Annotated in this window: 19 protein-coding genes and 1 pseudogene; 10 read left to right on the top strand and 10 right to left on the bottom strand. The window is 69.7% G+C overall.

Going from position 1 to position 22,460, the window contains the following annotated elements:
* Positions 1-143: 143 nt before the first annotated feature.
* Positions 144-1,898 carry a murein biosynthesis integral membrane protein MurJ gene (gene murJ, locus AB0M43_RS29850; RefSeq protein WP_363729112.1) on the bottom strand — a complete coding sequence of 585 codons (1,755 nt, stop codon included), beginning with the start codon at positions 1,896-1,898 and terminating at the stop codon, positions 144-146.
* A 58-nt stretch (positions 1,899-1,956) separates the two neighbouring features.
* Between murJ and AB0M43_RS29845 the strand changes: the two genes are divergently transcribed.
* Positions 1,957-3,399, top strand: a complete 1,443-nt coding sequence (locus AB0M43_RS29845) for a CCA tRNA nucleotidyltransferase (RefSeq protein ID WP_363729111.1) — start codon at positions 1,957-1,959, stop codon at positions 3,397-3,399.
* Here AB0M43_RS29845 and AB0M43_RS29840 read toward each other — a convergent pair.
* From AB0M43_RS29840 to AB0M43_RS29825, 4 genes are all read right to left on the bottom strand, one after another.
* On the bottom strand, positions 3,392-4,156 hold the full coding sequence (locus tag AB0M43_RS29840) for a peptidylprolyl isomerase (RefSeq protein WP_363729110.1): 765 nt from the start codon (positions 4,154-4,156) through the stop codon (positions 3,392-3,394). The two genes, AB0M43_RS29845 and AB0M43_RS29840, sit on opposite strands and share 8 nt — an antisense overlap.
* Before the next feature lie 132 nt (positions 4,157-4,288).
* Entirely contained in the window at positions 4,289-5,572 is a 1,284-nt protein-coding gene (locus AB0M43_RS29835; RefSeq protein WP_363729109.1) for an MFS transporter, read from the bottom strand.
* A 172-nt stretch (positions 5,573-5,744) separates the two neighbouring features.
* Positions 5,745-7,250, bottom strand: a complete 1,506-nt coding sequence (locus tag AB0M43_RS29830; RefSeq protein ID WP_363729108.1) for an SPFH domain-containing protein — start codon at positions 7,248-7,250, stop codon at positions 5,745-5,747.
* Positions 7,247-7,780, bottom strand: coding sequence for a hypothetical protein (locus AB0M43_RS29825; protein WP_363729107.1), 534 nt, complete (start codon positions 7,778-7,780; stop codon positions 7,247-7,249). The genes AB0M43_RS29830 and AB0M43_RS29825 overlap by 4 nt, the downstream gene beginning before the upstream one ends.
* Positions 7,781-8,086: 306 nt before the next feature.
* Here AB0M43_RS29825 and AB0M43_RS29820 point away from each other — a divergent pair, with 306 nt between their 5' ends.
* Positions 8,087-8,419, top strand: coding sequence for a hypothetical protein (locus AB0M43_RS29820; RefSeq protein ID WP_363729106.1), 333 nt, complete (start codon positions 8,087-8,089; stop codon positions 8,417-8,419).
* 158 nt (positions 8,420-8,577) lie between these two features.
* Here the strand turns inward: AB0M43_RS29820 and AB0M43_RS29815 are convergent, their stop codons facing one another.
* Positions 8,578-9,657 (bottom strand): inositol-3-phosphate synthase, encoded by a 1,080-nt coding sequence (locus tag AB0M43_RS29815; RefSeq protein ID WP_363729105.1) that lies wholly within the window; start codon positions 9,655-9,657, stop codon positions 8,578-8,580.
* 26 nt (positions 9,658-9,683) lie between these two features.
* Positions 9,684-10,298 (bottom strand): PadR family transcriptional regulator, encoded by a 615-nt coding sequence (locus AB0M43_RS29810; RefSeq protein WP_363729104.1) that lies wholly within the window; start codon positions 10,296-10,298, stop codon positions 9,684-9,686.
* Positions 10,299-10,419: 121 nt separating this feature from the next.
* Between AB0M43_RS29810 and AB0M43_RS29805 the strand changes: the two genes are divergently transcribed.
* From AB0M43_RS29805 to AB0M43_RS29795, 3 genes and pseudogenes are all read left to right on the top strand, one after another.
* Positions 10,420-10,812, top strand: a complete 393-nt coding sequence (locus AB0M43_RS29805; RefSeq protein ID WP_363729103.1) for a DUF5318 family protein — start codon at positions 10,420-10,422, stop codon at positions 10,810-10,812.
* A complete protein-coding gene (locus tag AB0M43_RS29800; protein WP_363729102.1) occupies positions 10,805-13,462 on the top strand; it encodes a transglycosylase domain-containing protein in 2,658 nt (885 codons plus the stop codon). The genes AB0M43_RS29805 and AB0M43_RS29800 overlap by 8 nt, the downstream gene beginning before the upstream one ends.
* Before the next feature lie 169 nt (positions 13,463-13,631).
* Positions 13,632-15,140, top strand: a pseudogene (locus AB0M43_RS29795) (glycosyltransferase 87 family protein); the annotation flags it as partial.
* 51 nt (positions 15,141-15,191) lie between these two features.
* Here AB0M43_RS29795 and AB0M43_RS29790 read toward each other — a convergent pair.
* Entirely contained in the window at positions 15,192-17,036 is a 1,845-nt protein-coding gene (locus AB0M43_RS29790; RefSeq protein ID WP_363729101.1) for a hypothetical protein, read from the bottom strand.
* 101 nt (positions 17,037-17,137) lie between these two features.
* Entirely contained in the window at positions 17,138-17,911 is a 774-nt protein-coding gene (locus AB0M43_RS29785) for a deoxyribonuclease IV (RefSeq protein ID WP_363729100.1), read from the bottom strand.
* Between the two features lie 87 nt (positions 17,912-17,998).
* Here AB0M43_RS29785 and AB0M43_RS29780 point away from each other — a divergent pair, with 87 nt between their 5' ends.
* The 5 genes from AB0M43_RS29780 to rplI all read left to right on the top strand — a co-directional run bounded on the left by AB0M43_RS29780 (position 17,999) and on the right by rplI (position 20,642).
* A complete protein-coding gene (locus tag AB0M43_RS29780; protein ID WP_363729099.1) occupies positions 17,999-18,742 on the top strand; it encodes a hypothetical protein in 744 nt (247 codons plus the stop codon).
* 222 nt (positions 18,743-18,964) lie between these two features.
* On the top strand, positions 18,965-19,255 hold the full coding sequence (gene rpsF / locus AB0M43_RS29775; protein ID WP_197006295.1) for a 30S ribosomal protein S6: 291 nt from the start codon (positions 18,965-18,967) through the stop codon (positions 19,253-19,255).
* An 89-nt stretch (positions 19,256-19,344) separates the two neighbouring features.
* Positions 19,345-19,881 carry a single-stranded DNA-binding protein gene (locus AB0M43_RS29770; protein ID WP_363729098.1) on the top strand — a complete coding sequence of 179 codons (537 nt, stop codon included), beginning with the start codon at positions 19,345-19,347 and terminating at the stop codon, positions 19,879-19,881.
* 60 nt (positions 19,882-19,941) lie between these two features.
* Positions 19,942-20,181, top strand: coding sequence for a 30S ribosomal protein S18 (rpsR, locus tag AB0M43_RS29765; protein ID WP_197006297.1), 240 nt, complete (start codon positions 19,942-19,944; stop codon positions 20,179-20,181).
* An 11-nt stretch (positions 20,182-20,192) separates the two neighbouring features.
* Entirely contained in the window at positions 20,193-20,642 is a 450-nt protein-coding gene (gene rplI, locus AB0M43_RS29760) for a 50S ribosomal protein L9 (protein ID WP_363729097.1), read from the top strand.
* 144 nt (positions 20,643-20,786) lie between these two features.
* Here the strand turns inward: rplI and dnaB are convergent, their stop codons facing one another.
* Positions 20,787-22,163: a replicative DNA helicase gene (gene dnaB, locus AB0M43_RS29755; protein ID WP_363729309.1), complete on the bottom strand. Its 1,377-nt coding sequence runs from the start codon at positions 22,161-22,163 to the stop codon at positions 20,787-20,789.
* Positions 22,164-22,460 lie beyond the last annotated feature (297 nt).

The following is a 22,460-nucleotide window of genomic DNA, read 5'->3' as shown; positions in this document are numbered from 1 at the left end:
ACATACGGACCCGGTGACGGGGATACCTGGGACCCCACGAGCTCCGACGACTGCCTGGGGGCGTAGCCCCTCCCGGCCAATGATGTGACCGTCCGGCGGCCCGGGGAGCCCCGGGCGGGGCCGGGGCCGCGCGGCAGGGGCGGTCAGCGGCCGAGCTTGCGCTTGACCATCCCGATCGCCTCGGTCACCTCGGTGATCCGCAACAGGTGCGCGACGCCCAGGTAGACCAGCCCGATCACGGCCGAGCCGAGCACCAGGACCAGCGCGTTGTACCCCTTGCCGCCGGTCTCGGGGTCGAACGGCAGCAGCACCGCGTACCCGGCGGCCGTGGCCACCAGCGCCGCCCCGGCGACCTTCCCGACCGTCACCATGATCGAGCGCATCCCCAGCGGGCCCAGCCGGCGGCGCAGCAGCCAACCGGACAGCCCGACGGCCGCCAGGAACGACACCGCGTTGCCGAACATCAGCCCGGCCGCCAGCGAACTGAGCGCGAACAGCCCGTACCAGGCGAAGTCGACGCCGATCCGGACCGCGACCACCGGGATGTTGATCAGCGCCGGGGTCCGGGTGTCGGGCAGCGCGTAGAACGCGAACGTCTGCAACTGGCTCACCGCGAACGGGATCAGCGCGAACGCCGCCGCCGCCGTCACGAAGCCGGTCGACACCGCGTCGGCCGTCTCGAAGTTGCCGAAGTCGAACAGCGTGACGCCGATCGGCACGTTGAGCACCATGTAGATCACGGAGATCGGCGCGAGGAGCACGACGACCAGCCGGGTGCCCTTGGCCAGGTAGTCGACGACCTCGTGGTACCGGCCGGCCGCCGCCGCCGCGCTCAGCCGGGGCATCAGCGCCGTGAGGATCGAGACCGCGACGATGCCGTGCGCCATCATCATCAGCAGGTACACGTTGTTGTAGATCAGGATGCCGGGCTGGTTGTCGGCCGCCGCCCGGCCCGCGAGCCACGCGATGGCGAAGACCGCGACCTGGCTGACCGCGACGTAGGCGATCATCCAGCCGCCGAGCCGGGCGATCTCCCGGAGCCACAGGGCGCGGAAGTCGAACCGCCAGCCCCAGCGGAACCCGACCTTGCGCAGCGCGGGGATCAGGGAGAGCGCCTGCAGGACGATGCCCGACGCGGTACCGAGGCCGATGATCCAGACCGTGCTCGTCGGGGTGTCCTCCAGGGTGGGCTTGCCCGAGGCCAGCAGCAGCACCATGCCGGCCGAGCCGCACAGCACCAGGTTGTTCAGGATCGGGGCCCACATCGGGGCGGCGAAGTGGCCCCGGGTGTTCAGCACGGCGGCGAACAGGGCGGCCAGGCCGTAGAAGAAGATCGTGGGCAGCACCATGTACGCCCAGGTGGTGGTCAGGCCCAGCTGGCCCTCGTTCGACACGATCCGGGCGAGCAGCGGGGCGGCGGCCACGGCCAGCACCGTCGCCACGCCGAGGAACAGCACCGCCGCGGTCAACAGCCTCTGGGTGTACTTCTCGCCCCGGTCGTCGTCGGAGTCCCGGGCCCGGACCAGCAGGGGCACCAGCACGCTGGACAGCACGCCGCCGAGCAGCAGCTCGTAGACCATGCCCGGGAACAGGGTCGCGTTCGTGTACGCGTCGCCGACCAGCCGGCCGAGGGCGGCGGTGATCAGGAGGGTGCGCAGGAAGCCGGTGGCGCGGCTGACCAGGCTGCCCAGGGCCATGCCGGCGCTGCTGCGGCCGATGCTCTTCTCGGGGGCGGCGGGAACCCCGGCCGCGCCCGCCCGGCCCGCAGTGGCCGGTTCCGGCCCGGTACCCCCCTGAGGGTTTTCCGCCGGTATCGCCGACAGCAACCGGGTGGCGTCCGGGTCGGCCTCGGGCACGATCGGGAGCATCACGGTCGCGTCTGGGTCCGGCTGCCTCATACGGCTGACAGTAGCCGCCCGGAACACGGCGAACCGCGCCGACTACCCTGGATCAACCATGTCTGAGAACGATCACCGAGCGTTGACGGCCGCCCAGCAGCGGGGCGTCGCCGAGCTGTTGCGCATCTCCCCCGTCGCCGACGAGTTGGGGAAGCGTTTCGCGGCCGCCGGGCACGAGCTGCACCTCGTCGGAGGCTCCGTCCGCGACGCCCTGCTGGGCAGGCTCGGCGACGACCTGGACTTCGCCACGGACGCGCATCCCGAGCAGACCCTCGACCTGTTGAAGAACTGGGCCGAGGCGATCTGGGAGACCGGCCGGGAGTTCGGCACGATCGGGGCCACCAAACACGGCTTCCGCGTCGAGATCACCACATACCGGGCCGAAGCGTACGACGGGCTGTCCCGCAACCCGGTCGTGCAGTACGGCACCTCGCTCGCCGACGACCTGGTCCGCCGCGACTTCACCATCAACGCGATGGCCGTCTCGCTGCCCGGGCACGCGTTCACCGACCTGTTCGACGGGCTCGGCGACCTGGCCCGCAGGGTGATCCGCACCCCCGGCGCGCCCCAGGACTCGTTCGGCGACGACCCGCTCCGGATGCTGCGGGCCGCCCGGTTCGCCGCGCAGCTGGAGTTCGAGGTGGCCCCCGAGGTGCGCCAGGCGATGACGGACATGGCCGCCGACCTGGACCGGATCACCGCCGAGCGGATCCGCGACGAGTTCAACAAGCTGCTGTGCGGCGCGGACCCGATCACCGGGCTCCGGCTGCTGGTGGACAGCGGGCTGGCCGAGCGGTTCCTGCCGGAGCTGCCCGACCTGCGGATGTCCATCGACGAGCACGCCCAGCACAAGGACGTCTACGAGCACACCCTGACCGTGGTCAGCAACGCCGTGGCGCTGGAGGACGACGGTGCGGACCTCGTGCTCCGGCTCGCCGCCCTCCTGCACGACATCGGCAAGCCCGACACGAAGGCCATCGAGGGCGACGGCCGGGTGTCGTTCCACCACCACGAGGTCGTGGGCGCGCGGATGACCCGGGCGCGGCTGAAGGCGATGAAGTACCCGAAGGACGTCATCAACGCCGTCAACCAGCTCGTCTTCCTGCACCTGCGGTTCTACGGCTACGGCCGGGGCGAGTGGACCGACTCGGCGGTGCGCCGCTACGTCACCGACGCCGGCGAACTGCTCCCCCAACTGCACAAACTCGTCCGCTCGGACTGCACGACCCGGAACAAGCGCAAGGCCGCCGCCCTGTCCAGCACGTACGACATGCTGGAGGAGCGGATCGACCGGATCGCCGCCGCCGAGGACCTGGCCCGGGTGCGGCCCGACCTCGACGGCAACGCGATCATGGAGCTGCTCGGGCTGCCGCCGGGGCCGCTGGTCGGGCAGGCCTGGCGGTTCCTCAAGGAGCTGCGCCTGGAGCGCGGCCCCCTGGAGCACGACGACGCCGTGGCGGCCCTGCACGACTGGGCGCGCGAGCAGGGCCTGACTAGCTGACGGTCACCCTGGTCAGGGTCACCGGCACCTTGGGCTTCTCGTCCTCGGTGCCGTGGCCGCCCGCGATCACCTGGTCGACGAACTCCATCCCGCCGGTCACGGTGCCGATCACCGAGTAGTCCGGCGCCAGGTCCGCGTCGGCGCCCACGATGAAGAACTGGCTGCCATTGGTACCCGGCGTCGCGGTCCTCGCCATGGCCACCGTGCCCCGCGGGTACGGCTTCGCCTGGCCGGTCGGCAGGTTCTCCTCCGCGAACTGGTACCCCGGCCCGCCCGTGCCCGCCCCCGACGGGTCCCCGCACTGGAGTATCACGAGCCCGTCGGCGGCCGTGGTGACGCGGTGGCACGCGGTGTTGTCGAAGTAGCCCTGGCCGGCGAGGCTGCGCAGGGAGGCCACGGAGCAGGGGGCCTTGTCCCCGTACAGGTCCATGGTGATCGTGCCGAGGTTCGTGACGATCGTGGCCGTCATCTTCCGGCGCTCGACGGTCGTGGGGGTGGTCACCTTGCGGGGCGAGTTGTCGGAGTCAGCCGGGGCCCAGACGCAGCCCCCGGTCGAGCCGCCGCCCGTCGCCGTGGGCACAGCGGAGGGCGTGGGCTCGGAGGCGGTCGACGTCGAGGACCCCGACCCGAGCACGAAGTAGAGCGCGAACCCGCCGGCGGTCAGCCCGGCGCAGATCAGCAGGGAGCACGCGACCACCAGCACGATCACCAGGGTCGAGACGGATCTACGCGGCGGGGGCGGTGGCGGCATCGTCATGGCCAGATTCTCGCCGACCGGTGCCACCGGGCGCACCTGTGGAAACGCCACCGGTGCCCACGGGGCCGCCATGGACGTCCACGGGCCGCTCCAGGGCCGCGCGCCGGAGGACCTCACACGCCCCCACCGGCCTCACGCCCGGATCAGTGTCCCCCGCCGCTGCACCGAGAAGTACCAGGTCGCCAGCGCCGCGTACCCCACGGCGATGCAGAACATGGTGATCACCGACTTGCCGTTGGCCGGCAGCAGGTACGCGCCGATGAACAGCCCCACCACGTTGAGCGAGTTGAAGGCGGTGTCGTTCACGCTGAACACCCGGCCCTGGTACTCGTCGTCGCACTCGTGCTGGATCGACGTGTCCACCACGATCTTCATGCCCATCGAGGCGATGTTCAGGACGAACACCCCGGCGAGCAGCAGCCACGGCTCGAAGCTCGGGGTCATCGTGCCGATCGCCACCGCGTCGACGACCAGCAGCGTCAGCAGCCAGCGCGGGCCACCCCAGCGCCGGGTCGCCGCCGGGGTGATCAGGGCCGCGACCAGCGCGCCCACCGCCCCGCACGCGAAGACCAGGCCGAGGAACTCCTTGCCGTGGCCCATCGTCTTCGCGAACAGCAGCGTCGCGATGGTCAGCAGGCCGTACAGGCCGCGCGCGGCGCCCTGGGCGAGGAGGGCGAAGTACGCGTTCTTCCGGGAGGACAGGTGCCGCGCGCCGTCGACCATGCCCCGGGCGGCGACCGCCAGGGCCTGCGGGACGGACAGGTGGCTGTGCCGCAGCCGGTCGGCCGCGTCGGGCCCCAGGACCTCCCAGTGGAAGAGCACCTTCGCCAGCAGGGAGGACGCGCCGTAGCCGACGAGGGCGGTGAGCACGATGATCGCGTACCCGTGGAACCTGGCCCCGACCAGCGTGAGCAGCCCGACCGCCGTGGCCAGCCCGCTCGTGAACGCCATCGTGCCCATCGTGTTCGCCACCGCGTTGGCCGTGGCCAGCCGCTCGTCCTCCACGACGTGCCGCAGCGACGCGGACAGGCAGGCGAGGAAGAACCGGTTGATTGCGAGGATCAGGAGCGCGACCAGCGCGAACGGCAGGTCCGAGTGCCCCAGCCACAGCAGCCCCGCCGCCGGGATGATCAGGAGCGCCCGGCTCAGGTTGGCCATCGCCAGGATGTTGCGCCGGCTCCACCGGTCCAGGAAGACCCCGACATAGGGGCCGATCAACGAGTACGGCAGGAGCAGGATCGCGAAGCCCATCGCGATCGCCACGGGGCTCGTCTCGTTCTGCGGGTTGAACAGGACGCTGCCGCCGATGCCCGCCTGGAACAGCCCGTCGGCGAACTGGCTCGACAGCCGGACGCCGAGCAGCCGGCGGAACCCTCGCCGGGACAGCACCGCGCGCAACTCCCGAGTGGCAACCACCGCCCGAGTGTACGGCTTGCGTCAGAAGATGCGGTTCCAACAAAAAGGGCCCCGGAAAACCGGGGCCCTTTCCGTGCGTATCGTGTCGATCACGCCACGTGTGGGGACGGGTCGTGCCGCCCGACCAGCGACGTTACGTGCCACCCGCCAGCGGCGCCACGTTCCGCCCGACCTACTCGGCGTCGAGCACCTTCGCGTCGACCTTGGTGTCGGCCGCCGCCCCGCCGAGGCGCGCGAGCAGGCCGGCGAGGTCGATACCGGTCAGGTCCGTACCCAGCTGGAGGCCCTGCGCCACGTTCGACGCGACCGACTTGGTCAGCGAGGACGCCCCGTCCGTGGAGATCACGGTCAGCTTGTCGATCGAGGCCATCGGCGCGGACGCCTCCTTGACCACCTGCGGCAGCACCGTGACGAGGAGGTCGAGGATCGCGGCCTCGCCGTACCGGGCGAACGCCTCGGCCTTCTTCTCCATCGCCTCGGCCTCGGCCTGGCCCCGGGCGAGGATCGCGGACGCCTCGGCGGCACCCTCGCGCTCGACGGCCTCGGCGATGGCCTGCCGACGGAACTTCTCGGCCTCACCCTCCTTGGCGCCCTCGATCGCGTTGGCCTCCGCCAGTGCCGTACGCCGGGACTTCTCGCCCTCACCGCTCAGCCGGGCGGTCTCCGCCTGGGCCTGGGCGCGCGCGACGGCCGCCTGGCGCTGGGCGTCGGCCTCGAACACCGCGGCGTTGCGGGCGGCCTCGGCCTCCTGCTCCAGCTTGTACCGCGCCGCGTCCGCCGGCTTGCGCACCTCGGTGTTGAGCTCGCGCTCCTTGAGCTCGGCGTTGCGCTCGGCGACCTTCTGCTGCTCCATGAGGATGGCCTGCTGGCGCTCCGCCTCGGCCAGCGGACCGGCGGCGGCGGACCTGGCCCGGGCCGCGTCGATCTCGGCCTGCACCTCGGCCTGCTTGAGCTCCAGGTTCCGGTTCGCCTCCGCGATCAGCTCCTCGGCGCGCATCCGGGCCTGCTCGGACGCCTGCCGGGCCTGCGCCTCGGCGATCGCCGCGGTCTGCTGCAACCGGGCCGCCTCGGGCCGGCCCAGGTCCTCCAGGTACGACCCGGCGGTGCGGATGTCCTCCAACTGGAACGCGTCGAGCACCAGCCCCTGGTGCGACAGCGTGTTCTCGACCTCCTCGGCGACCTCGGCCGCGAACGCCGCCCGGTCCCGGATGATCTCCTCGACCGTGAGCCGGCCGACGATGGACCGCAGCGCGCCCGCCAGCACCTGGGCCGTGAAGTCCGCGATCTTCTCCTGCTGGTGCAGGAACCGCTGGGCGGCCGGCCGGATGGCCTCGGCGGTGCCGCCGACCTTCACGATGGCCACGGCGTCGGCGTCACACCGGATGCCCTGCTTGCTGACCGCGCCCGTGATCGACACCGGGATCTCGCGGCTGGACAGGTCGAGCTTGTACAGCTGCTGGACGACCGGCATGACGAACACCGACGCGCCCATCACGACCTTCTGGCCGGACATGTCCGTCACGACCGTACCGTCGGCGGCGGTGGTCGCCTTGCCCTTGCGGCCGGTGACGATGAACGCCTCGTTGGGGCCTGCCACCTTGATCCGGGACAGGATGAACAACACGATCAGCAGTAGTAGTGCGGCGCCGCCGATGACGGCGATCAGGATGGAGCTCATTGACCGTCCTTCTGGAAGAACTGGGGAGTGGGCTGGACGAGCACGCAGCTCGGGCTGACAGTGCCGATGACGAGCACCGACGTGCCTGCGGCGAGCGGCTCCTCCGACCGGGCGTTGAACTTCATCGACTGGCCGGCCATGGTCAGCCGGACCTCTCCGTACCCCCCTGAACGGGTTGCGGTGAGGATGACGCCCACAGACCCGACCAGGGCGTCCGAGGTCGGGGTGGAGTCGGTGCCCATCCGCTGCGCCGCGCGGGTGAGCCGGGTCGCGCCGTAGCCGACGGGCACGGCCGCGAGGATGCCGACGCCCGCGCCGACCAGGCCGTCGAGGGCGTGACCCGGGGTCAGCTCGGCCGCGATGGCCCCGGCGAAGCCGAACGCCCCGACGAAGCCGGCGAGGCCGGGCAGGGTGATGGAACTGTCGATGTCGCCGTGCCCGAGATGCAGGTGGCTGCCGAAGACGGACAGCGCGAGCATGACCAGGCTGAAGCCACCGACACACAGGAAGATCAGCGTCGCGAGTCCCACGACCTAACGGTAGGGCACCCCCGCCACCTGCGCAGACCCGCGCCCTGTGTCCTGGACGACTCGGGCGCCGCAGACCGGCCATATGTCGGTTGTGCCGGCCGGAGCGGCGGCGGTGCGGCATGTCGGTTGTGCCGGCCGGACCGGCGCCGCGTGCGCCCGGCGGTTGGGACGCCCGCCCGGTGGGTATCCAACCGGGGTCCCCACCGACCGTCTGAGATGGAGAGTGCCCGATGAGATCGACCCATCGTCACGTTCATCGCCGCCGTCCTGCTCGGCCTCGCCGCCTTCCAGCCGTGGCTGAACGCCATGCTGCCGTCGCAGTACCCGGCCCTCGACCTGCTCGCGGGCAATTCGAACACCGCCCCGGCCAACTTCTACGTGTCCTTCGGGATGGTGCTGCTGGTCGCCGCCGTGGTCGCCCTGATGGCCGTCGTCATCGGCCCGCGCGACCTGGCGTGGGTCGCGTTCGCCATCGCGCTCGTCGGCGGGCTGCTCTACGTCCTGCGGCATCCGGCGGCGCTCCAGGTGTTCCAGCTCGGCTTCTGGCTGACCGCCGCCGCGACGGTGCTGCTGCTGGTGGCCGGTCTGGCCGGCGCCCGGGCGGTCGGCGGCTACCGCTCCCGCCGCTCCTACGACTGACCTTCTGCGCGTCGACCGAGGGCCCGGGCAATCGCCTGGGCCCTCGTCGTGTGCCTCGAAAGGGCCGGCTCGAAGAGTTCCCGACCCAACCCCATGCGACGGGTACGACGAAGGGGCCGACCCTGTCGGGTGCGGCCCCACTCGTACCAAGAGAAGAACTAGCTCTTGATCTCGCCGTTGATGAAGTTCTCCACGGCCTGGTGCGCGTCGTGGTCGTTGTACTGCACCGGCGGCGACTTCATGAAGTAGCTCGACGCGGACAGGATCGGACCACCGATGCCCCGGTCCTTGGCGATCTTCGCGGCCCGCAGCGCGTCGATGATGACGCCGGCCGAGTTGGGGGAGTCCCACACCTCGAGCTTGAGCTCCGCGTTCAGCGGGGTGTCGCCGAACGAGCGGCCCTCGAGCCGGATGTAGGCCCACTTGCGGTCGTCGAGCCACGGCACGTAGTCCGACGGGCCGATGTGCACGTCGGAGCCGCGCATCTCGTGCGGGATCTGCGAGGTGACCGACTGGGTCTTGGAGATCTTCTTGGACACGAGGCGCTTGCGCTCCAGCATGTTCATGAAGTCCATGTTGCCGCCGAAGTTGAGCTGGTAGGTGCGCAGCAGCTCGACGCCCCGGTCCTCGAACAGCTTCGCCAGCGCGCGGTGCACGATCGTGGCACCGACCTGGGACTTGATGTCGTCGCCGACGATCGGCAGCCCGGCGGCCTCGAACTTCGCGGCCCACTCGGGGTCGGAGGCGATGAACACCGGCAGCGCGTTGACGAAGCCGCAGCCCGCGTCGATGGCGGCCTGGGCGTAGGACTTGGCGGCGACCTCGGAACCGACCGGGAGGTACGCGACGACGACGTCGACCCGGGCCTCACGGAGAGCGGCGGCCACGTCGACCGGCGCCTCGTCGGACTCGTCGACCATCTCGGTGTAGTACTCGCCGAGGCCGTCGTGGGTCGGGCCACGCTGCACGGTGACGCCGGTCGGCGGCACGTCGCACAGCTTGATGGTGTTGTTCTCGCTGGCGACGATCGCTTCGGAGAGGTCGCGGCCGACCTTCTTGGCGTCGACGTCGAATGCCGCGACGAACTCCACATCATTCACGTGGTAGTCGCCGAACTTGACGTGCATCAAGCCCGGTACTCGCTCAGCGGGGTCGGCGTTGCGGTAGTACTCGACGCCCTGGACCAGGGACGACGCGCAGTTGCCGACACCGACGATGGCTACCCGTACGGAACCCATCGCGCTGCCTCCTTCACTGTTTCTCTTCATCGGTCTGTCGCCGCCTCAGGTGGCGGGGTGGCCTCGGTGGCCTGAGCGGGTTCTGTGGCGACCGTCACAGACGGACCACTGCCTGCCCGCTCGTGGGCGATGAGCTCTTCGAGCCACCGCACCTCGCGCTCGGCCCCCTCGAGGCCGTGGCGCTGCAGCTCCTGCGTGTAGGCGTCGAGCCGCTCGGCGGCCCGGTGCAGGGTCTCCCGCAGCCCCTCGCGTCGCTCCTCTATCCGGCGCCGGCGTCCCTCGAGGATGCGGAGCCGGGTGGCCGGATCGGTGCGCGCGAAGAACGCGAAGTGCACGCCGAAGCCCTCGTCGTCATACGTCTCGGGCCCCGCCGCGACCAGGAGCTCCTGAAAGCGCTCCTTGCCCTCTGCGGTGATCTTGTAGACGACCTTGCTGCGACGCCCGACCAGGGTCGGGGTCTCGTTCGGGTCGCTCTCCTCGGTGATCCAGCCGCCGGCCTGAAGTCGGCGCAGCGTCGGGTACAGCGAGCCGTAACTGATCGCCGCCCGGAACGCCCCGACCTTCACCGCGAGCTGTTTGCGCAGCTCGTAGCCGTGCATCGGCGCCTCGTGCAGGAGACCCAGGATCGCCAGTTCCAGCATCCGGACCTCCCTTGCTACGGCTCGATGTATCGGCTCGATACATCGTAACGGTATCCCCTCGCCACACGTGTCGACAAGCGGCCCCTCGCTCCTCTCAGAATCGGCCGTTACCCTCGAACCCATGCGTACCCAGCGGCAGGTGGTGGATTACTCGCTTCAACGGCGAGCGCTGCTGCGTGACGTATACGCCGCCCGGGTCGGCACGAACGAGGTGTGCGACGCCTCTCCGTACCTGAGAACGGCCGCCCGGTTCCACGGCGAGCACACCGAGGTGCTGTGTCCGGTATGCCGGCGGGAACACCTCGTCAACGTTCACTACATCTATGGTGACGAGTTGAAGCAGTCGGCCGGCCAGGCCCGGCGACTGAAGGAACTGGCCATACTCGCGACGATGTACAAGGAGTTCACGGTGTACGTCGTCGAGGTGTGCCAGGGCTGTGGATGGAATCACCTGGTGGAGCAGTACCTGCTCGGCAAAGCCGGGCTCGAGACTGAATTGGTGCCCAATGTCTGACTATCCCCCCGAGCGTCCCACCGGTCGCGCGTCTGTGCCGGGGCTCACCCCGTCCAGCCCGAACGACCAGCCGGCCCACGGCGGATACAGCCAGCCACCCGGCGGCTACCGCGAACCCGAGAGCGGGTACCGGGAGCAGGGCAGCGGTTACGACGAGCCCTACCAGCAGCCGCCCTCGTCGACGTCCGGACGGGCGACCGTCGGGCGGGCCAGGGTCGGCGCGCCGCCCCCCGGCGACCCCAACCCGACGGGCCGCGCCTCGGTGAGCGCCCCGCCCGGACCTGGCGCGGCCGGCCGGGCCTCCGTCGCCGGCGCCGCCCCCGTCGGCCTGGACGAGGTCGCGGCGGTCACCCGCCGGGGCAAGGGTCCCGTCGACCCGAAGGTGCGCAAGCGCCGGAAGCGGCGGAACCGGATCGTCGCCCTGATCGCCGTGGTCCTGATGATGACGGGCCTCGTGTTCATCGGCGGCACCTACTACTTCACCAGCGTCCCGCTCCCCAACGAGCTGCCGCTGAACCAGATCTCGAAGGTGTACGCGAACGACGGCACCACCCTGATCGACACGATCGGCGAGGAGAACCGCTCGATCGTCGCGTTCGACAAGATCTCCACGCCGATGAAGCAGGCCATCGTGGCCGCCGAGGACCGGTCGTTCTACCAGAACTCCGGCGTCGACTTCAAGGGCATGATCCGGGCACTGTGGAACAACCTCACGGGTGGCTCCCAGCAGGGCGCGTCGACGATCACGCAGCAGTACGCGCGGCTGGCGGCGGACCTCAACCAGGACTCCTCGTACACGCGTAAGGCCAAAGAGGCCGTGATCGCGATGAAGCTCGACAAGGAATACAAGAAGGACGAGATCCTCAACTTCTACCTCAACACCGTCGACTTCGGCCGCAACACGAGCGGTGTCCAGGCCGCCGCCCAGGCGTACTTCGGGGTGGACGCGGAGAAGCTCAGCTACGAGCAGGCGGCCGTGATCGCCCTCATGGTGAAGAGCCCTGGTGGCTACTTCGAGCCGACGGACAAGCTGAAGCCGGAGGACAAGTGGAACACCAACACCGTCGACCGGTGGGGCTACGTGATGACCTCGCTGGTCGAGACCGGCGCGATCACCAAGGAACAGCGGGCGGCCGCGAAGTTCCCGGACGTGAAGCCGTTGCCCAAGAAGGGTGAGACCGAGCTGGGCGGCCGGCCGGTGGCCAACATCGTCAAGTACGTGATCGAGGAGATGGCCGCCAAGAAGGTTCCGTACAGCCAGCTGGAGCGCGGCGGGTACTCGATCGTCACCTCGATCGACCCCAAGATCCAGAAAGAGGCCGAGAACGCGGCGATGAAGACCGACAAGGGCTGGCCGATGGCGGGCCAGGACCCCAGGGTCCAGCCGGCGCTCGTGGCCACCGACCCCAAGACCGGTCGGGTGCTCGCCTACTACGGCGGTCCGAACGGCGTGAACGGCAGCGACTTCGCCGGCTACAACAAGAACCCGAAGACCGGGGCGATCGGCGGCTTCGGCTTCCACCCGCCGGGCTCGACCGCGAAGGTGTACGTGCTGGCGGCGGCCCTGGAGAAGGGGTACACGGTCAACTCCCTGTGGGACGGCAGCTCCCCGAAGGACTTCCCGAAGAGCGGCCGTGTCAAGGGCTCCAAGCAGGGCGCCATCACCAACTCCGACGGCACCAGCAAGTGCGGGGACCACTGCACGTTGCGTCAGTCCACCGTGCAGTCCCTGAACACCCCGTTCTTCGCCCTCGCCGAGGAGCTCACGCCGCCGGTCGTCATCGGCATGATGCGCAAGACCGGCGTGCAGTACATGCGTCCCGACGGCACCTTCGAGGCCGTGGACATCTCCACGAAGCCGCTGGACTCGATGGAGGAACAGTTCAACGCCCAGGTCGGCATCGGGCAGTACCCGATCACGGTCCTGCACCAGTCCGCCGGCTTCGCGACCTTCGCCAACGAGGGCGTCGCCATGAAGCAGCACTTCGTGGTCAAGGCCACCCAGCGGGTCAACTCCGGCGGCAAGGTCAGCGAGAACCTGATCTTCGAGGACAAGGCCCAGCAGGGTACCCGGGTCATGGAGGCCAACCTCGTGCACGCGATGGACGACGTGCTCAAGGACATCCACCCGTACGACAGCAAGTGGTCCAACGGCCTCGACGGCGGCAAGCGGGTCGCGGCGGCCAAGACCGGCACCTGGCAGTTCAGCGACAGCAACAACGTGGGTAACGCGCACGCCTCCATCGCCGGGTACACGCCGCAGTTGGCCACGGCAGTGTGGGTGGGCTCGAAGGACACCGAGTTCGCGCTCAAGGTGAAGAACGCCAACGGCTCCACCGCCGGCGACATGTACGGCGGTAACCTGCCCGGCTCCATCTGGGCCACCTTCATGGAGAACGCCCACAAGGTGATGAACTGGAAGGCGACCAGCTTCCCGAAGGCCACCCCGGTCGGCAACCCCGAACTGGCCGGCAACGGCAAGACGGCCCCGCCGACCCCGCCCCCGGCCTCGGGCAACCCGTCCTGCCCGTTCCCGCCGTTCTGCCCCGGCCAGACCCCGGGCGGCGGTGGCGGGTCCCCGACCCCGAACCCCAACCCGAACAACGGCCTCCCGGTCCCGAACACGGTCCCGACCGGCAGACGCCGGTAGCCGTAGCGCGACCCTCGGTGGCGGTGTCCTCAACATGGGGACACCGCCACCTTTCTCATCCGTCCAGCGACGTTCGTCGACAGGGGCACCCGCCCGACCAGTGCCCGCGGCGAAGTACGCCCCGGCGTCGGTGTGACCGCTGGACCATCCCGTACGGCAAGATGTGCACATGCGCGACGTCGATCACAGGACCGCCAGCCCGGGCCGCACCGACTGGTTCGTCCGAGGACTCAGTCAGCTCGTCGGGGGGCCCGCCGGCCGGTTCGCCACGGCCAGGCCGGGCAGGTTCTGGACCCCGGCCCGGGTGGTGCTGGCACTCGCGTGCCTGGTCATCGCCCTGAACTGGCTGCAGAAGTCCCCGTGCATGGACGGCGCGTGGGTCGACAACGTGCAGTACAAGAAGGGCTGTTACACCGACGTCCTCGCGCTGTACTACGCCGAGCACCTCAGCGACGGGATGATCCCGTACGTCGACTTCCCGGTCGAGTACCCGGTGCTCACCGGCGCCTTCATGGGCCTCCTCGGCCTCCCGGTGCACGCGCTCGGGGTGAAGAACCCGGCGATCAACCAGGCGATGCTGTTCTACAACGTCAACGCGGTCGTCCTGGGCATCCTGGGCGTGCTCACGGTCGCCATCCTGCTCGCGCTGCGCCGCCGCCGGCCCTGGGACGCCGCCCTGCTGGCGTGCGCCCCGGCGATGCTCGTGACGGCCACGGTCAACTGGGACCTGCTGGTGCTGTGCCTGGCGGCGGCGGCGATGCTGTTCTGGGCCCGGAAGCGACCGGTGCTGGCCGGGTTGTTCCTGGGGCTGGCGGTCGCGGCCAAGTTCTATCCACTGTTGATGGTCGGCCCGCTGCTGCTGCTCGTGGTGCGGACGTTGCGGATGCCGCCGAAGGTCGATCCGGCCATCGACATCGACGTGACGGAGGAGCCCGACCAGGCCACGGAGAGCCGGCTCGCGGCGTTCTGGCGGTTCAACCCGCCCCTGCGCCACGCCCTGACCACCATCGCCGTGGCCGTGCTCACCTGGGCCGCGATCAACGGCCCCGTCTGGTACTTCTGGCGCGAGTCCTGGATGCGGTTCTGGGACCTCAACAGCACGCGGGGCGTGGACTGGGGCACCCTCTGGTACATCGGGGCGCACTTCCCGCTCGGCGGCGACCGGTACGGCATCCCGTTCTTCCAGAACATCGCCGGCAACGTGGACACCCTCAACACGGCGTACCTGCTGCTGTTCGTGATCTGCTGCGCCGCGATCGCCGCGCTGACGTTCATGGCCCCGCGCCGGCCCCGGCTCGCGGCGCTCGCGTTCTTGGTGCTCGCGGCGTTCCTGATCACGGGCAAGGTCTGGTCGCAGCAGTACGTGCTGTGGCTGATCCCGCTCGCAGTCCTCGCCCGGCCCCGGTGGGGCGCGTTCCTGGCCTGGCAGGCCGCCGAGGTCGGCTACTTCATCGCGTTCTACGGCGAACTGCTCGGCGCGAGCGGCGGCAAGCAGGCGTTCCCCGAGTGGGTGTTCGTCACCGCGTCCGGGTTCCGGCTCGTGACCCTCGCGGTGCTGTGCGGCTTCGTGGTCCGCGACATCCTCAAGCCCCGCGAGGACGTGGTCCGCGACAGCTACCCGGACGACCCGGACGGCGGCGTCCTCGACGGGGCGCCCGACGCGCCCTGGGTGACCCGCTTCAACGCGCCGGACGGTTCCCGGTCGGGCGCACCCGACCGGGAACCGCTGCTACAGCGTGAAGATGACGGTCCGACCGTCCTCGCGGCGGTCGATCCCCAGGCCGTCGGTCGGGGCGTCGGCGGCCCGCTCCCACGCGGTGCCGGGGATCCGGTCGCGTAGCACGACGACCGTCTTCACCCCGAGGTCGCGCAGGTACTGCACGCTCTCGGGGCTCGGGAACGTCATCGACGCGTTGCGGATCTCGTCCTGGCGCATCGGGTAGAACGCGCTGCCCCCGTTGACCATGGTCGGGAACCCGTCCGTGGACCACAGCATCGCGGCCTCGTCGGTGAACTGGTCGCTCGGCAGCAGCATCAGCGGCGCCTTCAGCGTGCTGAACGCGACCGGCGGGGGCGGCACCTCCGGGTGCAGGGTGTTGTTCCAGCCCTCGACGCCCACGAGCAGCACCGGCAGCACCATCGCCAGCCGGAGCGGGATGCCGAGCTGGTGCAGCGGCCGGGACCGGGCCACCTCGTACGCCTGCTGGGCGAACGCGCTGACCGCTCCCGCCGCGAGCACCGCCAGGAGCAGCGTGACCCAGAGCATCAGCCGGCCCGGGGTACGCAGCGCCTCCATGCCCGGCAGGCTGCGGTAGACCAGCAGGTAGCCGTACTCGCCGTCGCCCCACGACTGGGTGCCCAGCGAGAGCCAGGTCATCACGACCGTGGTGCCGCCCAGCCACAGCCGGGTGGACAGTTTCCAGGTCGAGAAGAACATGCCGGCGATGGCCATGCCGATCAGGAAGAACCCGGGCAGCAGGGGCTGTTCCGCCAGGTACGGCAGCGTGGTGCGGGCCTGCTCGTGCGCCGACCCCCACAGCCAGCTCTCCGACGGGGCGGTCAGCAGGCCGTGCAGCGGGGGCGAGAACAGCGCCAGGTCGGCCTCTGTGCGCTCGGCGTTCGGGTGGGTGTCGCGGACGTGCCAGTACACCGAGGCGATCGTGAGGGTGACCGTGGCGAACAGGGCGCCGCCGCCGAGGTTGGCGAACACGATCCGCCACGGCACGACCGGGCGCTTCTTCACGAACCACGCGACGAGTACGGCGAGGCCGATCGTGAGCAGCACGTACCCGAACGGGATGCCGATCGCGAAACCGAGGGTCATCTGCCAGGCAGCGACCAGCCAGCCGCCGATCACCCAGCCGATCCGGGTCTTCTCGACCCGGTAGCCCGCCGTCAGCGAGAAACCGTGGCCCCGGGCCAGCATGGCCAGCGCCAGGGCGATGCCGCCGACCGAGATCACGTTCATGTGGCCGCCGTGCGCGAGCTTCCACGGCGCGTAGGCGAAGGCCATGCCGGCCACCGCGGCACCCGGGCGGCGCGCGCCCAACTGGCGGAGCAGCACGTAGGCGCCGAAGAACGCCAGGGCGTGCAGGAGCACGAACACGATGTTGTACCGGACGACCGCGGCGGTGAAGCCCTCGCCGATCATGCCGAACGGCGCGTACCCGGGAATGGCGTCCGTGAAGGCCAGGCTCGCCGGCTCGGGGTAGAACGGGTTGGCGTTCCACAGGTTCACCGGGTCGGTGATCAGGGCGTGTCCCGCCCACGCGATCTGCCAGGCCTGGAGCAGCGGATCGTAGATGTCCTGCGGGATGGTCTTCGTGATGTCCTTGACCGTCGGCCAGGTCATCAGGACCGCGAGCAGCACACTGCTGACCGCGGCGACCGTCCACTCGTGAGTGACGAGGCGGCGGATCCGGCCGCGCCGGACCTTGGGGGCGTCCGGGGCGAAGGCCTCCCACTTGTCCCCGTCCTGGTCGGGGGAGTCGCCTTCCGACCGGCCGTCGTCCGGCGTACCCGTCTCGTCGGGGGTTTCGGTGGTGTCTTTGATGCTTGTATCGGCGGATTTCACCGACTCATTCGGATCCGTGACGGCCTCCGGCCTGGTCTCCTCCCCGCCCGGTGGCTCCTCCGTCCCGTGCTCGGGCGTCGACGTGGGCTTGGGACTAGACGTCACGGCAGGCGCTCCCGCAGGTAGGCGATGTCCGCGGCCTGGTCCTCGACACTGCCCGGGGTCTCGCAGACCGCGGGCGCGCCGGAGGACCGGACCACCTCACTGATGAGTTCGGGGTCGATCTCGCCCCGGACGAAGTTCTCGTGCCGGTCCCGGCCGGAGTCGAAACCGTCCTTGGAACCGTTGGCGTGGATCAGGTCGATCCGCCCCGTGATGGCCTTGAGCCGGTCCACGATCCCGACCAGGTCCTCGCCGCCGGCGTGCGCGTGGCAGGTGTCCAGGCACAGCCCGACCTCGTGGCCGTCCAGCGCGTCCCACAGCCGGGCCAGCATGTCGAACCGGCGGGCGCACGCGTTGTCGCCGCCGGCCGTGTTCTCGATCAGCACCGGGAGCGGGAAACCGCCCTCCGACTCCGCGTACGCGAAGGCCTTGCGCCAGTTGTCGAAACCCGACTCGATGTCGTCCCCGGCGTTCACGTGCCCGCCGTGCACGATCAGGCCCTTGGCCCCGATCTCGGCCGCCGCCCGGGCATGGGCGAGCAGGAGTTTGCGACTGGGGATCCGGATCCGGTTGTTTCCGGTCGCCACGTTGATCACGTAAGGCGAATGGATATAGATGTCGACCTCGCTGTCCCGCAACGCCTCCGCGTCGTCGCGAGGTTTCGGGGCCTTCCAACCCTGGGGGTCTGCCAGGAAAAACTGGACGACGTCCGCACCCCGAGCCTTCGCTTCGGCGAGTGGGTCTGTGGCGTCGACATGGGCACCGATTCGCATACGGCCGAGTGTAGGACCCGGGTGCGTTACTTGGACTCGTGCGCGTCGTTGACTTCGGTAGAAAAACTCCGACCGACAGGGGGTAGTGTGCGTCGCCTGCAAGCTCTCGCCACAGTTGGCCTCCTCGGCACCGCCTGTGCCCTTCTCGGGGCCGGCACGGCTTTCGCGGACTCGCCCACCGTCACGTTCTCCGGTAGTTGCGGCCTGTTGGGCATCGGCGCCCATTCCCGGCCCAGCGTCTCCGACCTCACGGTCGAGGAGATGACCCCGGTCCGGTTCATCAACGGGCTGCGGATCAGGGCCGACCTGGTCCTGCCGGGCGGCGCGCGCTACACCCTCAATCCGGGTACGTACCTGGACCTCCAGATCGCCAGCGGCCCCGCCGAGGCGCTGATGGAACCGGCCTGCGGTCTCGGCCTGCTCCCCACGTACGAGAAGGTCACCATCCAGGTGGAGCCCAGCCCCGGTCCCGAGGGTGGCCCCGAGGAGCCCCCGAAGACGTCGGCCCCCGCCGCGCCCGCGCCCCCCGCGCCCCGCGGCGGACCGACCCGGGCCAACCCGCGCCCCACGGTCCCGGCCCCGTCCGCCGCCGTCCCGGCCCCCGGCGCGGCGGTCTCCCCGAACCTGGTCGAGCCGACCCCGAGCATGTCCACGTCCTCGGCCTCGGGGCCGATCGACTCACCGGCGATCGAGCCCGTAGCCGCAGGTCAGGTACCGGGTCGCGCGTCGAGCCTGCTGGCCATGGTGGCCACCGTATGTGTGATCGGCGTCTCCGCCGCAGCTGTCCGCGCGATCGGCGCGCAGCGCACGGTTCGGACAACGGCCACGTAACAGGTAGGGAAATAGGCCCCGCGGGGCGCTCGCGTCACCTCGTAGGTGTGGTCGTTCCTCCCCAGGTCCCACCCCGGAAGTGGATTCGGCGCCCCGCGGCTGTATCGTTACCGAGTTCACCTGTCAAGAGCGGGGACCTCCCCGCCGCTGGCGCGTGAACTACGCAAAGACCCCTGTCGCAGAGAGCCTGCGACCGCATAGTCCACAGGGGGTGAGTACGTCTTGCGTCACTACGAGATCATGGTAATTCTCGACTCGGAGCTCGAGGAGCGCACGGTCGCTCCGTCGCTCGACACGTACCTGAACGTGATCCGCACTTCTGGCGGTTCCGTGGAGAAGGTCGACGTGTGGGGCCGCCGTCGGCTCGCGTACGAGATGAACAAGAAGACCGAAGGTATCTACGCCGTCATCGACGTGCAGGCCGAGCCCGCCGCTGTCGTTGAGCTGGACCGTCAGCTCAGCCTCAACGAGGCCATCCTGCGTACCAAGGTGATCCGTCCGGAGACCCGCTAGGTACTTCTGTCACGCGGTCGTCGACCGCGTGGCGCCCGGTCCTGTCGTACCCAGGTGCGACTCTTGGTCTCCACACACAAGGAGTAGCCGTGGCAGGAGAGACCATCATCACGGTCGTCGGCAACATGGTCGACGACCCGGAGCTTCGATTCACCCCGTCGGGAGCGGCCGTTGCGAAATTCCGCATCGCCTCCACTCCGCGGACGATGGATCGTGAGACGAACCAGTGGAAGGACGGCGAAGCGCTGTTCCTCTCCTGCGTGATCTGGCGTCAGGCGGCCGAGAACGTCGCCGAGACGCTGACCCGCGGGACACGAGTGATCGTGCAGGGCCGTCTCAAGCAGCGCTCGTACGAGACCCGTGAGGGCGAGAAGCGCACGGTCTACGAGCTGGACGTCGAAGAAGTCGGACCCTCGCTGAAGTACGCCACAGCGAAGATTCAGAAGATGTCCCGCGGCTCCGGCGGTGGTGGTGGCGGTGGCTTCGGTGCCTCCGGTGGCCAGGGCGGCGGCGGTGGCGGTTTCGCCAACGACGACCCCTGGGCCTCCGCGGCTCCGGCCGGCGGCTCCTCCGGTGGCGGCCAGGGATCAGGCTCATCTTCGTTCAGCGACGAGCCCCCGTTCTAGGCCAGTGATGGCCCCGACGGGCGTCGGCCTCATTGCAAGCAGGTTAAGGAGTTAGGGATCATGGCTAAGCCGCCGTCGACCCGCAAGCCGAAGAAGAAGGTGAACCCTCTCGACAAGGAGGGCATCACCTACATCGATTACAAGGACACCGCGCTCCTGCGCAAGTTCATCTCCGACCGGGGCAAGATCCGTGCCCGCCGGGTCACCGGGGTGAGCAGCCAGCAGCAGCGGCAGGTCGCCCGCGCCATCAAGAACGCGCGGGAGATGGCCCTGCTGCCGTACACCGCGCAGTCCCGCTAAGGAGGGCCGACATGAAGATCATCCTGACTCAGGAAGTTTCGAACCTCGGTGCTCCCGGCGACGTCCTGGAGGTCAAGGACGGCTACGGCCGTAACTACCTGCTCCCCCAGGGTCTCGCCATCGGCTGGACCAAGGGTGCGGAGAAGCAGGTCGTCACGATCAAGCGGGCCCGCGCGGCCCGCGAGGTCCGCGACCTCGACCACGCCAACGAGATCAAGGCCGCCCTCGAGTCCCGCACGTACGGCCTCGCGGCCCGTGCCGGCAACGGTGGCCGCCTGTTCGGCTCGATCACGGCCGCCGAGATCGTCGACGCCGTCAAGGCGTCCGGCGGTCCGATCCTGGACCGTCGTCGCGTCGAGCTGAAGAGCGCCATCAAGGCGCTCGGCGACCACCAGGTGCAGGTCAAGCTGCACCCGGAGGTCACGGCGAAGTTCACCGTCAAGGTGGCTGTGTCCAAGTAGTTCGCACGTCGGAGCGGCGGCTCGTCCTCAGGGACGGGTCGCCGCTTTCGTGTGTCCGGGGACGGGGCGAACGGTCTCGGGCTGGTCGGCCCAGCATGGCGTCGCGGGGCCGGGCGGTGCGATCGCCCGCCCGGGACCGTCGGGTCAGACGATCGCCATGTCGACGAACTGGGACAGGTGCAGCTGCGCCGCCACCGTGATCGTGTCCGTCGGCCCGTTACGGTGCTTGGCCACGATGAAGTCCGCCTCGCCCGCGCGCGGGGACTCCTTGTCGTAGTAGTCGTCACGGTGCAGCAGGATCACGACGTCGGCGTCCTGCTCGATCGAGCCCGACTCACGCAGGTCGGACAGCTGCGGCCGCTTGTCGGTGCGCTGCTCGGGGCCACGGTTCAGCTGACACGCCGCGATCACCGGGCACTGGATCTCCTTGGCCAGGAGCTTGAGCCCACGGGAGATCTCCGCGACCTCCTGCTGCCGGCTCTCGGTCTTCTTCGGCGAGCTCATCAGCTGGAGGTAGTCGACGCAGACCAGCTTGAGGTCGTTGCGCTGCTTCAACCGGCGGGCCTTGGCCCGGATCTCCATCAGCGTCATGTTGGGCGTGTCGTCCACGAACAGCGGGGCCTCGCTGATCTCGCCCATCCGGCGGGCCAGCTTCGTCCAGTCGTCGTCGGACAACTGCCCGGAGCGAAGGACGTGGAGGGGTACGCGGGCCTCCGCCGACAGCAGACGCATCACAATCTCGATCTTGCTCATTTCGAGGCTGAACAGCGCGCTGGACAAACCATGCTTCAACGAGGCGGACCGGGCGAAATCCATGGCGATGGTCGACTTGCCCAAGCCGGGGCGGCCGGCGACGATCACCAGCTGGCCCGGGTGCAGGCCGCCCAGGAGGCGGTCGAGGTCGGTGAACCCGGTCGGGACGCCCGTCATCGCGCCGCCGGCCGCGCCGATCGCCTCGATCTCGTCCAGGGTGGGCTGGAGCAGGTCGCTGAGGACCGAGTAGTCCTCGCTGACCCGCTTCTCGGTCACGTCGTAGATGGCCTGCTGGGCGAGGTCCACGACATCGTCGACGTCGCGGCCGGCCCCGGCACCGGCGCCGTACCCGAGTTGGACCACGCGGGTGCCGGCCTCGACGAGGCGGCGGAGGATGGCGCGCTCGGCGACGATCCGGGCGTAGTAGGAGGCGTTCGCGGCCGTGGGGACCATGTTGACGAGCGTGTGCAGGTACGGCACGCCGCCGACCCGGCCGATCTCACCCGCGTCGGTGAGCGCCGCGGCCACGGTGATCGGGTCGGCGGGCTCGCCCCGGCCGTACAGGTCGAGGATCGTGTCGAAGATCGTCGCGTGTACGGGCTTGTAGAAGTCGGGGAGGCGGAGGATCTCGACGACGTCGGCGATGGCGTCCTTGCTGAGCAGCATGCCGCCGAGGACGCACTGCTCGGCCGCGACGTCCTGCGGTGGCGTGCGGTCGTAGCCCGCGCCGTCGTAGGTGTTGGTTGTGGGTGCGTTGCCGGGCTTCACGTCATCCGATACGGCCACGCCGTCCCCCTCACCTGCGGCTACGCACGAGTGTTCGCCGCTGAGCCCCCCGAACGGCGCCGACGCGCCGGAAGCATTCGTCTGACACTAGGAACCCGCAGCCCCACAGCCAAATCTGCCTGTGGATAACTCTGTGGATAACCTGTGGATAAGTGCCCTCCGGCGGTGCATAACCCTGTGGACAGCCTGTGCACAACTTCTGTGGATAACTTGCCCACAGGGTCCTGAGCTGCGAAAACAATCCCCACAGCCTGTGGACGAAAGATAGTCGGGCGTGTC

The organism is Longispora sp. NPDC051575, assembly GCF_040681875.1.
Lineage (GTDB): Bacteria > Actinomycetota > Actinomycetes > Mycobacteriales > Micromonosporaceae > Longispora.
Note: the sequence above shows the minus strand (reverse complement) of the source record. Positions and strands in the feature narration are given on the sequence as shown.